This window comes from Streptomyces kebangsaanensis, from assembly GCF_001906585.1.
Taxonomy (GTDB): Bacteria; Actinomycetota; Actinomycetes; order Streptomycetales; family Streptomycetaceae; genus Streptomyces; species Streptomyces kebangsaanensis.
Genome location: NZ_JUJA01000167.1, coordinates 266,519 through 278,762, shown reverse-complemented (window position 1 = coordinate 278,762; position 12,244 = coordinate 266,519). Strand labels below are relative to the sequence as shown.

The window sequence follows — 12,244 nt, the reverse complement described above, 5'->3', positions numbered from 1 at the left end:
GGCAGGCGGCGGCCGGCAGCGCGTGGGCGATCCGGCCGTCCGCCGCCGTGGCCAGGGCGAGGGCGACCGGGACCGTCTCGGCGGCGGCGACGCCGTAGCTGTAGACGTGGTCGACGATCTGGTGCTCCAGCAGCGGGACGAGCGCGAACGCGCCCTCGGTGTCGTGGGCGAGGCGCAGGGCGTGCCGGGCGTTGCGGCCGATCTCCGTCTCCTCGGGCAGCTCGGCCAGTGCGGCCGTGACGCAGGGCCCGGCCGCCACGCCGGCCAGCGCCAGGGCGAGCGCCGCCGCCATCGCGCGGGCGCCCAGGACGCCGTCGCCGTCCTGGGTGTAGTGGGCGTCGAACTCGGCCAGCGCGGCGGCACGTCGGGGGTCGCCCGGGTGGGCGGTGGCCAGCACGCAGGCCCGTACGCAGGCGGCGTCGTCGAAGTAGTGCGGGTTGTCGTGGCCGGTGGCGGGCGGGCGCAGTCCGGTCGCCAGGTTGCCGAGACCGGCCCGGACGGAGATACGGGCGCGCAGCGGCAGCACCGCCGACTCGACCTCGGGGGCGCGTTCGGCCGCCGCCGCGACCTCGCCGGCCAGGGTGTTCCAGGTCAGGTCGATCGCGGCCCTGGTACGCCGCTCCCGGCTGAGGTCGCCGAGCACGCCGTCGTCCCCGGCCCGCAGCAGGGCCTCCGCCGCGAACACCGCCCACTCGGCGTCGTCGGAGGGACCGAGCCGCAACGGCTCCGGGGGCTGGTTGAGCGCGATGGAGACGGGAAGCGTGGTCGTGGCGTTCTGCTCGGCGAAGACGTCCAGCTCACGGGTGAGCCGCCGCGTCCACTCCGGCATCCGGGCGGCCCGGTGCCGCCCCGCGGGCCACCCGGCGGCGTCTCCCGCGGCCAGTCCGAGCAGCAGTCCCTCGATCCGGCGGGTCACGACGGGACCCCGCCTTCGCCCACGGCGAGGGCCCGGGAGACGGGGAGGGGACGTGCGGCGGGGGCGGGACACGGACCACGCCCGCCGAGGGCGCCCGGCCGTGCGGCGGTGCCGGAAGGTGCGGTGGCGTCACACCACGCGGCGGCGCGGGCCCGCGCCGGGGTGCCGGTCTGCGGGGAGGTTTTGGATCCCGCGGGGGTCTCGGACCGCGCGCGGGTGTCCGGTCGCACGGCATCTTCCGAACGCCTCCGATCCCAGGCCCGCGCCGGGGTGCCGGTCTGCGGGGAGGTTTTGGATCCCGCGGGGGTCTCGGACCGCGCGCGGGTGTCCAGCCGCACGACATCCTCCGAACGTTCCCGGTCCTCGGTCCGCACCCGGTTCCCGGCCTGCCTCTGGTCCCCGGTCCGCACCTGGTCCCCGGCCCGCCTCTGGTCCCCGGTCCGTGCGGCCCCCTCCCGCCGCCCGGTCGCCGGCCCGCTCTCGCGCGTACAGCGCGCCACCAGCAGGTCCGCCACCTCCAGTACGTGCCACCCCGTCATCGAGGGCAGGCAGCTGCCGCGGGCCGGGGCGATGGCCGCCGCCCAGGACTCGGGGACGGCCGAGACACCCTGGGTCGCGCCCGCCAGGGCGCCGGCGACCGCTGCCGTGGTGTCGGCGTCGCGGCCCATGTTCACGGCGGTGAGGACGGCGTCGCGGAAGTCGCCGTCGGCCGCCGCGTACGCGCCGAAGGCGAGGGCGACCGCCTCGGGGGCCAGGTCGGACCAGGGGTAGCCGGCGACGACCACCGCGGAGCGGACCGCGCGTTCGCCGCGGTGGGCGGCGGCCGTGGCGCGGCGCAGCGAGCGGGCGGTCCAGGAGTCGTCCGGGACGACGGCGAGCGCGGCCGCCACGACCGCAACCGGCGGCGCGCCCGCCATCGCCGCCGCGACCCCGGCGGCCACCGCCCGGCCACCGTGGATGCCCTCGCCCTCGTGGCTGACCGAGCCGTCGATCGCCGCCAGGCGGGCCGCCTCGGCGGGGCGCCCGGCGGCGAACACCCCGAACGGCGCCGCCCGCATGGCCAGGCCGTCGCTCCAGGCGTGCCGGTGCTGGGCGGAGACGGGGGCGGCCAGGCCCCGGCGCAGGTTCTCCAGCGTGCCGCGTTCGCTGAACCCGGCGCCGCGGAAGGGGCCCTCGGCGCGGCCGGCGATGTGCTCGTGCCAGGCCGTCTCCACATGGGCGGGGGTGAGCGCGGAGCCGTACCTGGCCAGCAGGAGGCCGGAGAAGATGGCGTACTCGGTGTCGTCGGTGCCGGCCGGGTGCTCGGCGACGTAACCGGTGATGCGGCCCCAGCGGGCACGGATCTCGGACGGCTTCAGGTTCTCCGCGGGCGCTCCGAGGGCGTCTCCGACGGCGAGGCCGAGCAGCGCGCCGCGCGCCCGTTCGCGGAGCGGGGCCGGGGCCGTGACCGGGGCCGTGACCGGGGCCGCGGCGGGGGCCGTGGCGGGGGCCTGAGGGACGCGGGTGGTCGATCCCATGCGGGCTCTCCTCTCGGGGCGTCCCGCCGGGCGGGAGCCCTCTGGCGGATCTGTCCCCGGTGGAGTGCTCCATGCAGCCTCGTGAGTCTCAGCATCACCCGTACGACACCTGTGCGGCCTGTGGCGCGGATGAGCGATACGACACAAAACCGCAGGTTAGCCCAGCCTTCCCTTGCTGGCGGCGAGGAATTTTCCGACGTAGATTCAGTGTTGTCGAAAAATAGAACTCGTCCAAAAGTCAGCCTTACCTAAGTTCTTGTCCAAGATCACGACGCCTTCCAGGGGGACCCTCATGGCCATCCTCGACACCGAAGCGACGCTCCACGAGGCGCACCGCGACAACCACACGCACCGCGACGTGAACGGCGGCTGGCTGCGCCCGGCGGTCTTCGGCGCGATGGACGGCCTGGTCTCCAACCTCGCCCTGATGACCGGTGTCGCGGGCGGCTCGGTGGGCCGGCAGGCCATCATCCTCACCGGCCTCGCGGGTCTGGCCGCCGGCGCCTTCTCCATGGCGGCCGGCGAGTACACCTCCGTCGCCTCGCAGCGCGAACTCGTCGAGGCCGAGCTGGACGTCGAGCGCCGCGAGCTGCGCAAGCACCCGGAGGACGAGGAGGAGGAGCTCGCCGCCCTGTACGTGTCGCGGGGTGTCGAGCCGGGCCTCGCCCGCGAGGTGGCCCGGCAGCTGTCGAAGGACCCCGAGCAGGCCCTGGAGATACACGCCCGCGAGGAGCTGGGCATCGACCCGGCCGACCTGCCCTCCCCGATGGTCGCCGCGGTGTCGTCCTTCGGCTCCTTCGCGCTCGGCGCGCTGCTGCCCGTCCTGCCCTATCTGCTGGGCGCCAACGCCCTGTGGCCGGCCGTGCTCCTCGCCCTCCTCGGGCTGTTCGCCTGCGGTGCGGTGGTGGCCAGGGTCACCGCGCGCAGCTGGTGGTACAGCGGTCTGCGGCAGTTCGCCCTGGGTGGTGCCGCCGCCGGTGTGACGTACGCGCTGGGCACGCTGTTCGGAACCGCCGTAGGGTAATGCGCCGGGACTCATGTGCTCGGCCGCATGAATGCACCACTGCTCGGCGCCACAGTCCGGCACTGCGGTTCGACGCCGCCGCTCGACATCACCGCTCGACGCCGTTGCGCCGTTACCCGCTGGTTTCGACCGCATGACCGCTGGGCATGAGCCGTAAGCGCCGTGGGCAATGACGCCACTGCCGCGCACCCGCGGGGCCGGGCGACACCGCCCTCCCCGTCCTCCCGGACCGACGGACACCGATCCGACCGATCTCGTCCGTCCTCGGCCCCCACCGCCTCCGCCGCCGGGCGCGGCACCCCGCCGTCGCCCGCGGTGCCCGCATTCTGGAACGGAATTTCCGCTTCCCGGGAATCGGGCCATCATGTAATCTGCACGACATTTCCGGACTTCACGCAGAGGGCCAACGTCGTCCCTCGGCACCAGCCCCCCAGAGCCTCAAGGGCCTGGGAGGTGCCCCCAGCCACATGACGACGACGGGAGAGCCGATGCGTATGCCGCGCCAGCCGTCCCAGCACTCCGCGAGCGACCGCCCGAACCGGTCCTTCATGGATGCTCGCCCTGCCGCGCAGGGCATGTACGACCCCCGCGACGAGCACGACGCCTGCGGCGTCGGCTTCGTGGCCACCCTCACCGGCGAGGCGAGCCATGCGCTGGTCGAGCAGGCACTCACCGTTCTGCGCAACCTGGAGCACCGCGGCGCGACCGGCTCCGAGCCCGACTCCGGCGACGGCGCGGGCCTGCTGTCCCAGGTCCCCGACGCCTTCCTGCGCGAGGTGGCCGGATTCGACCTGCCCGCGGCCGGCGCCTACGCCGTCGGTACCGCGTTCCTGTCGGAGGACGGGACCACCGATGCCGTCGCACGCATCGAGACGATCGCCGCCGACGAGGGCCTGACCGTCCTCGGCTGGCGCGAGGTCCCCGTCGCCCCCGGACTGCTGGGCGCCACGGCCCGCTCCACCATGCCCGTCTTCCGCCAGCTGTTCGTCACCGACGGCGTGAGCGAGGGCATCGCCCTGGACCGCAAGGCGTTCGTGCTGCGCAAGCGCGCCGAGCGCGAGGCGGGCGTCTACTTCCCGTCGCTGTCCGCCCGCACCCTCGTCTACAAGGGCATGCTCACCACCGGCCAGCTGGAGCCGTTCTTCCCGGACCTGTCCGACCGCCGCTTCGCCTCCGCGATCGCGCTCGTCCACTCCCGCTTCTCCACGAACACCTTCCCGAGCTGGCCGCTCGCGCACCCCTACCGCTTCGTCGCCCACAACGGCGAGATCAACACCGTCAAGGGCAACCGCAACTGGATGCGCGCCCGCGAGTCCCGGCTGGTCACCAGCATGTTCGGCTCCGCCGACCATGGACGCGGCGGCGACCAGGAGAAGCTGGAGCGGATCTTCCCGGTGTGCACCCCGGACGCCTCCGACTCCGCCTCCTTCGACGAGGTCCTGGAGCTGCTGCACCTCGGCGGCCGCTCGCTGCCGCACTCCGTGCTGATGATGATCCCGGAGGCGTGGGAGAACCACGACTTCATGGACCCGGCCCGGCGCGCCTTCTACGAGTACCACTCCACGATGATGGAGCCCTGGGACGGACCCGCCTGCGTCACCTTCACCGACGGCACCCGGGTCGGCGCCGTACTGGACCGCAACGGCCTGCGCCCCGGCCGCTACTGGGTCACCGACGACGGCCTGGTCGTCCTCGGCTCCGAGGTCGGCGTCCTCGACGTCGACCCGGCCAGGGTCGTCCGCAAGGGCCGCCTGCAGCCCGGCCGCATGTTCCTCGTCGACACCGCCGAGCACCGCATCATCGAGGACGACGAGATCAAGGCGGCCCTCGCCGCCGAGCAGCCCTACGCCGACTGGGTGCAGGCCGGCGAGATCGAGCTGGGCGACCTGCCCGAGCGCGAGCACATCGTGCACACCCACGCCTCGGTCACCCGACGCCAGCAGACCTTCGGCTACACCGAGGAGGAACTGCGCGTCCTCCTCGCGCCGATGGCCAAGGCCGGTGCCGAGCCGATCGGCTCCATGGGCACCGACTCGCCGATCGCCGCCCTCTCCGAGCGCCCGCGGCTGCTCTTCGACTACTTCACCCAGCTGTTCGCGCAGGTCACCAACCCGCCGCTGGACGCCATCCGGGAGGAGCTGGTCACCTCCCTGCGCAGCTCGCTGGGCCCGCAGGGCAACCTGCTGGAGCCGACCGCGGCCTCCTGCCGCAGCGTCGTCCTGCCCTTCCCGGTCATCGACAACGACGAGCTGGCCAAGCTCATCCACATCAACGCCGACGGCGACATGCCCGGCTTCAAGGCCGCGACCCTCTCCGGCCTGTACCGGGTCTCCGGCGGCGGCGACGCCCTCGCCGCCCGCATCGAGGAGATCTGTGCCGAGGCCGACGCCGCCATCGGCAACGGCGCCCGCCTGATCGTCCTGTCCGACCGGCACTCCGACGCCGAACACGCGCCGATCCCGTCGCTGCTGCTCACCGCGGCCGTCCACCACCACCTCATCCGCACCAAGCAGCGCACCCACGTGGGCCTGCTGGTCGAGGCCGGCGACGTCCGCGAGGTCCACCACGTCGCCCTGCTCATCGGCTACGGCGCCGCCGCCGTCAACCCGTACCTGGCGATGGAGTCCGTCGAGGACCTGGTCCGCGCCGGCACCTTCCTGCCGGGCATCGAGCCCGAGCAGGCCATCCGCAACCTCATCCACGCCCTCGGCAAGGGCGTGCTGAAGGTCATGTCCAAGATGGGCATCTCCACCGTCGCCTCCTACCGCGGCGCCCAGGTCTTCGAGGCCGTCGGCCTGGACGAGGCCTTCGTCGACAAGTACTTTGACGGCACCGCCACCAAGATCGGCGGCGTCGGTATCGACGTCATCGCCCGGGAGGTCGCCGCCCGCCACGCCAAGGCCTACCCGGCCTCCGGCATCGCACCGGCGCACCGCGCGCTGGAGATCGGCGGCGAGTACCAGTGGCGCCGCGAGGGCGAGCCGCACCTGTTCGACCCGGAGACGGTCTTCCGCCTCCAGCACTCCACGCGCACCGGCCGCTACGACATCTTCAAGAAGTACACCTCACGGGTGAACGAGCAGTCCGAGCGCCTGATGACGCTGCGCGGCCTGTTCGGCTTCAGGTCCGGCCGCGCGCCGATCCCCGTCGACGAGGTCGAGCCGGTCTCCGCGATCGTCAGGCGCTTCTCCACCGGCGCCATGTCCTACGGCTCCATCTCCCAGGAGGCGCACGAGACCCTCGCCGTCGCCATGAACCAGCTGGGCGGCAAGTCCAACACCGGTGAGGGCGGTGAGGACCCCGAGCGCCTGTACGACCCGGCGCGCCGCTCGGCGATCAAGCAGGTGGCCTCCGGCCGCTTCGGCGTGACCAGCGAGTACCTGGTCAACGCGGACGACATCCAGATCAAGATGGCCCAGGGCGCCAAGCCCGGCGAGGGCGGCCAGCTGCCCGGTCACAAGGTGTACCCGTGGGTGGCGAGGACCCGGCACTCGACGCCGGGCGTGGGGCTCATCTCCCCGCCGCCGCACCACGACATCTACTCCATCGAGGACCTGGCCCAGCTGATCCACGACCTGAAGAACGCGAACCCGCAGGCGCGGGTCCACGTGAAGCTGGTCTCCGAGGTCGGCGTCGGCACGGTCGCGGCCGGCGTGTCCAAGGCCCACGCGGACGTCGTCCTGATCTCCGGCCACGACGGCGGCACGGGCGCCTCCCCCCTCACGTCCCTGAAGCACGCGGGCGGCCCCTGGGAGCTGGGCCTGGCCGAGACCCAGCAGACCCTGCTGCTCAACGGCCTGCGCGACCGGATCGTCGTCCAGACCGACGGCCAGCTGAAGACCGGCCGCGACGTGGTGATCGCCGCGCTGCTGGGCGCCGAGGAGTTCGGTTTCGCGACCGCGCCGCTGGTCGTCTCCGGCTGCGTCATGATGCGCGTGTGCCACCTGGACACCTGCCCGGTCGGCATCGCCACCCAGAACCCGGTGCTGCGCGAGCGGTTCGCCGGCAAGGCCGAGCACGTGGTGAACTTCTTCCGGTTCATCGCCGAGGAGGTCCGCGAGCTGCTGGCCGAGCTGGGCTTCCGCTCCGTCGAGGAGGCCGTCGGCCACGCCGAGGTCCTCGACGTGACCCGCGCCGTCGACCACTGGAAGGCGCAGGGCCTGGACCTCCAGCCGCTGCTCCACGTGCCCGGACTGCCCGAGGGCGCCGCCCGCCACCAGGTGACCGCCCAGGACCACGGCCTGGAGAAGGCGCTCGACAACGAGCTGATCAGGCTCGCCGCCGACGCCCTGGCCGCGCCCGGCGCCGACGGCGCCCAGCCGGTGCGCGCCCGGGTCGCCATCCGCAACATCAACCGCACGGTCGGCACCATGCTCGGCCACGAGGTGACGAAGAGGTTCGGCGGCACGGGCCTGCCCGACGACACCATCGACATCACCTTCACCGGGTCCGCCGGCCAGTCCTTCGGCGCCTTCGTCCCGCGCGGCATCACCCTGCGCCTGGAGGGCGACGCCAACGACTACGTCGGCAAGGGCCTGTCCGGCGGCCGGATCGTCGTACGCCCGGACCGCACGGCCGACCACCTCGCCGAGTACAGCGTCATCGCGGGCAACACCCTCGCCTACGGGGCGACCGGCGGGGAGATGTTCCTGCGCGGCACGACGGGTGAACGTTTCTGTGTCCGCAACTCCGGGGCCCTGGTCGTCTCCGAGGGCGTGGGCGACCACGGCTGCGAGTACATGACCGGCGGCCGCGCGGTGATCCTCGGCGAGACGGGCCGCAACTTCGCGGCCGGCATGTCCGGCGGCATCGCCTACGTCGTCGACCTGGACCGCGACAACGTCAACGCCGGCAATCTGGACTCGGTCGAGGCGCTGGACGACACCGACAGGCAGTGGCTGCACGAAGTGGTGCGCCGCCACCAGGAGGAGACGGGCTCCACCGTCGCCGCGAAGCTGCTCGCCGAGTGGGACGGCCCCGAGGGGGGCGCGGCGCGCTTCAGCAAGATCATCCCCAGCACGTACAAGGCAGTGCTCGCCGCCAAGGACGCCGCCGAGCGAGCCGGTCTGTCCGAGACCGAGACCACCGAGAAGATGATGGAGGCGGCGATCAATGGCTGACCCGAAGGGCTTTCTGAACCACGGCCGCGAGGTCGCCGCCTCCCGCCCGGTCGAGGAGCGCAGGAAGGACTGGAACGAGGTCCACGTCCCCGGCTCCCTGCTGCCGATCATCAGCAAGCAGGCCGGCCGGTGCATGGACTGCGGCATCCCGTTCTGCCACAACGGCTGTCCGCTCGGGAACCTGATCCCGGAGTGGAACGACTACGCCTACCGCGGGGACTGGGCCGCGGCCTCCGAGCGCCTGCACGCCACCAACAACTTCCCGGAGTTCACCGGCCGCCTGTGCCCGGCCCCGTGCGAGTCGGCCTGCGTGCTCGGCATCAACCAGCAGCCGGTCACCATCAAGAACGTCGAGGTCTCGATCATCGACAAGGCGTGGGAGGCCGGTGGGGTCGCCCCGCGGATCCCCGAGCGGCTGTCCGGCAGGACCGTCGCCGTCATCGGCTCGGGCCCGGCGGGCCTGGCCGCCGCCCAGCAGCTGACCCGGGCCGGTCACACCGTCGCCGTCTACGAGCGCGCGGACCGCGTCGGAGGCCTCCTGCGGTACGGCATCCCCGAGTTCAAGATGGAGAAGCGGCACATCAACCGCCGTATCGAGCAGATGCGCGCGGAGGGCACCCGCTTCCGCACCGGCGTCGAGGTCGGCCGCGACATCACGGCGATGGACCTGAGGAAGCGGTACGACGCGGTCGTCATCGCCGCCGGCGCCACGACCGCCCGTGACCTGCCCGTCCCCGGGCGGGAGCTGAAGGGCGTCCACCAGGCGATGGAGTACCTGCCGCTGGCCAACAAGGTCCAGGAGGGCGACTACGTGACCTCGCCGATCTCGGCCGAGGGCAAGCACGTCGTCGTCATCGGCGGCGGCGACACCGGCGCGGACTGCGTGGGCACCGCCCACCGCCAGGGCGCGGCCTCCGTCACCCAGCTGGAGATCATGCCCCGCCCGAACGACGAGCGGCACCCCGTCGACCAGCCCTGGCCGACCTTCCCGGTCCTCTACAAGGTCACCTCCGCCCACGAGGAGGGCGGCGAGCGGATCTACTCCGCCTCCACCACCCGCTTCGAGGGCGACGAGGACGGCAACGTGCAGTGGCTGCACCTGGCCGAGGTCGAGTTCGTGGACGGCAGGCCGACCCGGAAGCCGGGCACCGAGCGCAGGATCCCCGCCCAGCTGGTCACCCTCGCCATGGGCTTCACCGGCACCGACCGGGACAACGGCCTGGTCGAGCAGTTCGGCCTGGAGCTCGACGAACGCGGTAACATCGCCCGCGACGCCGACTTCCGGACCAACGTGCCCGGCGTGTTCGTCGCCGGTGACGCCGGCCGCGGCCAGTCGCTCATCGTGTGGGCGATCGCCGAGGGCCGCTCGGCCGCCCGCGGAGTCGACCGCCACCTCACGGGCGCCGGCGACCTGCCGGCCCCGATCCGGCCGACGGACCGCGCCCTGATGGCCTGAGGTCGCTCGCACACGTCCCGTACAACGGCGTACGGGCGGGAAATCCGGGGCACTTCCCCCGGACCCCCCGAGACGGCGCCCGCCCGAGTCCCCGACCGGACCACGGGGCGGGCGCCGTCGCATGCCAGGAGGCCCAGGAGGCCCAGGAGGCCCAGGAGGCCCGGGACGCCCGGGGCGTCGGCGGCGCCTACTCCACCCGGTACGTCTTCCCGTACATCGTCCACACCAGCGGCGTGTCCAGATCCATGTTCCCGTCGTTCAGGAACTGCCGCTGGGCCGCGTCGATGCGGTCGGTGCCGACGTCGGGCCTCTTGTCCTTGATGGCCTTGCGGTGGAGCTTCAGGAAGACGTCGAGGTACGCCGTCTCGCTCCCGCCCATGGCCGGGGTGCCGGCCTGCTTCAGGACACGCTCGCGCAGGCCGTAGAAGCTGTCCGGGTCGATGCCGGGGCCGTGGAAGACCATCGCGTCGTAGTAGATGAACTGGCCCAGCGTGCTCAGGCCGTCCAGCTTGGCGAGGCGGACGGCGGGGCGGAAGTAGGAGCGGTCCCGCTCCGCCTCCTGGGCCTTGCGGAAGGCCGGCCGCTCCGACTCCGCCTTCCAGGCCGCGGTGAAGCCGGGGTCCAGACCCTCGTGGGAGTCCGTGCCGTTGACCTCGCGCAGCGCGGGCAGGTACGGGGCGAGGCCGTTGTCCGGGTGGCCCTCGGTGTAGCGCTCGACCAGGGTGAGCAGGTCCTGGGTGCCGGTGCAGAAGCCGATGATGCCGGCGGTGTAGCCCTGGCCGTCGCCGAAGTCCTCGATGGCGGCGTAGGTGCTGCGCCAGTCGAGCGTGGAGTTCACGGCGCTCGCCACGAGCCGCTGGGCCAGCTCCTTCTTCCCGGCCGCGGCGAGCCCCGGCGGGGCGTCGGCGACCACGTCGTCGTCCTCGGACTCCTCCTCCGACCGCTCGGCCCGCGCCTTGGCGTCCTCGCGGGACTCCTGGGAGACCGCCGTGCGCTTCCCCGTTTCCGCGGACGGCCCCGGATCCCGGGGGTTGACGGCGAGCAGGACCACCAGCGCGACGACTGGGGCAGCCACGAACAGCAGTATTCCGGGACGTTTCATGACAGATACCCCTACGGCCTGATCGACCCCGGTCAGGCCGCCCCTCAGACAGTTCGGCAGCGAACAAAATAGCGAACCACCGTGACAGCCGCGACGGGTGGTACCCCGGTCCCGTACTCTCGGCCTCCAGAACCGAACCGGAGGGGGGATCCGGCATGCCCGCGATCAGTCTCAGCAAGGTGACGGAGACCGCGCCCGCGCTGGTCGAGTCGTACCGGACGGCCGGCGTGTCCCTCCTCGAACACGGACTCGACGGGCTGCGCGCCGCCGTCTACCTCGTCCTGGACCACTCCGGCTCCATGAGGCCGTACTACGCGGACGGCAGCGTGCAGGCACTCGCCGACCGCGTGCTCGGGCTGTCCGCGCACCTCGACGACGACGGGCGGGTGCCGGTGGTGTTCTTCTCCACGGACGTCGACGCGCTCGCCGACATCGCGCTCGCCGACCACGAAGGCCGTATCGGACGGATCGTGGCCGGGCTCGGGCACATGGGCCGGACGAACTACGACGCGGCCATGGACGCCGTCGTCGACCACTACCTCGGCAGCGGCGCCACGGACCCCGCCTTCGTCGTCTTCCAGACGGACGGCGGCCCGACGAGCAGAGCCGCCGCGGAGCGCTACCTCTGCAAGGCCGCGAAACTCCCCCTGTTCTGGCAGTTCGTCGGCTTCGGCGACCCGGACAGCCGCCAGTTCGACTACCTGCGCAGGCTCGACGAACTGGCGGTGCCCGGCAAGCGGGTCGTCGACAACGCCGGCTTCTTCCACGCCGGTACCGATCCGCGGCGGATGTCCGACGCGGAACTGTACGACCGCCTGCTGGACGAGTTCCCGCAGTGGCTGGCGGCGGCGCGGGAGGAGGGAATCGTGCGGCCGTCCTGACCCGGGCAGACCCTAGGTGTCACACTCCAGCACCGTCCGGCACAGTGCGCACCGCGCCCGCACCCGGCCCCGCACCGGCACGCGGATGCGCTGGTGGCAGGTGGGGCAGGAGAAGGAGACCCGCAGCGGCTCCCGCCCGGCGGACGTGAAGGAGTAGGGGGCCGCCGGCTGGGCGGGCGGCACGGGGCCGTGGTCCTGGGCGTGGCGCCGGTCGCGGGCGTAGCGGCG

6 protein-coding genes and 2 pseudogenes are annotated in these 12,244 nt (G+C 72.9%); 4 read left to right on the top strand and 4 right to left on the bottom strand.

Features of this window, described 5'->3' with window-relative positions; translation table 11 throughout:
- Together RH94_RS36050 and RH94_RS36045 are read right to left on the bottom strand one after the other, a co-directional pair.
- Positions 1-883, bottom strand: an 883-nt coding sequence (locus RH94_RS36050; protein ID WP_407697411.1) for an ADP-ribosylglycohydrolase family protein, incomplete at its 3' end; no start/stop codon positions are given.
- A gap of 530 nt (positions 884-1,413) precedes the next feature.
- Positions 1,414-2,433 (bottom strand): annotated as a pseudogene (locus RH94_RS36045) (ADP-ribosylglycohydrolase family protein); the annotation flags it as partial.
- 292 nt (positions 2,434-2,725) lie between these two features.
- Here RH94_RS36045 and RH94_RS36040 point away from each other — a divergent pair.
- The 3 genes from RH94_RS36040 (at position 2,726) to RH94_RS36030 (ending at position 10,033) form a co-directional block, all read left to right on the top strand.
- Entirely contained in the window at positions 2,726-3,457 is a 732-nt protein-coding gene (locus RH94_RS36040; RefSeq protein ID WP_073952501.1) for a VIT1/CCC1 transporter family protein, read from the top strand.
- A 548-nt stretch (positions 3,458-4,005) separates the two neighbouring features.
- Positions 4,006-8,577: a glutamate synthase large subunit gene (gene gltB / locus RH94_RS36035; RefSeq protein ID WP_199881144.1), complete on the top strand. Its 4,572-nt coding sequence runs from the start codon at positions 4,006-4,008 to the stop codon at positions 8,575-8,577.
- On the top strand, positions 8,570-10,033 hold the full coding sequence (locus tag RH94_RS36030) for a glutamate synthase subunit beta (protein ID WP_073952499.1): 1,464 nt from the start codon (positions 8,570-8,572) through the stop codon (positions 10,031-10,033). Before gltB ends, RH94_RS36030 begins: the two co-directional genes overlap by 8 nt.
- A 187-nt stretch (positions 10,034-10,220) precedes the next feature.
- Here the strand turns inward: RH94_RS36030 and RH94_RS36025 are convergent, their stop codons facing one another.
- Entirely contained in the window at positions 10,221-11,135 is a 915-nt protein-coding gene (locus RH94_RS36025; RefSeq protein WP_073952498.1) for a chitosanase, read from the bottom strand.
- Positions 11,136-11,290: 155 nt separating this feature from the next.
- Here RH94_RS36025 and RH94_RS36020 point away from each other — a divergent pair, with 155 nt between their 5' ends.
- Entirely contained in the window at positions 11,291-12,016 is a 726-nt protein-coding gene (locus tag RH94_RS36020) for a vWA domain-containing protein (protein ID WP_073952497.1), read from the top strand.
- 12 nt (positions 12,017-12,028) lie between these two features.
- Here the strand turns inward: RH94_RS36020 and RH94_RS45720 are convergent.
- Positions 12,029-12,244, bottom strand: a pseudogene (locus tag RH94_RS45720) (hypothetical protein); the annotation flags it as partial.

What these genes read in the sequence shown, in the direction of transcription:
- RH94_RS36040 (WP_073952501.1), top strand. Translation starts at nt 2,726, where the DNA reads ATGGCCATCCTCGACACCGAAGCGACGCTCCACGAGGCGCACCGCGAC.
- RH94_RS36020 (WP_073952497.1), top strand. Translation starts at nt 11,291, where the DNA reads ATGCCCGCGATCAGTCTCAGCAAGGTGACGGAGACCGCGCCCGCGCTG.
- RH94_RS36025 (WP_073952498.1), bottom strand. Translation starts at nt 11,135, where the DNA reads ATGAAACGTCCCGGAATACTGCTGTTCGTGGCTGCCCCAGTCGTCGCG.
- RH94_RS36030 (WP_073952499.1), top strand. Translation starts at nt 8,570, where the DNA reads ATGGCTGACCCGAAGGGCTTTCTGAACCACGGCCGCGAGGTCGCCGCC.
- gltB (WP_199881144.1), top strand. Translation starts at nt 4,006, where the DNA reads ATGGATGCTCGCCCTGCCGCGCAGGGCATGTACGACCCCCGCGACGAG.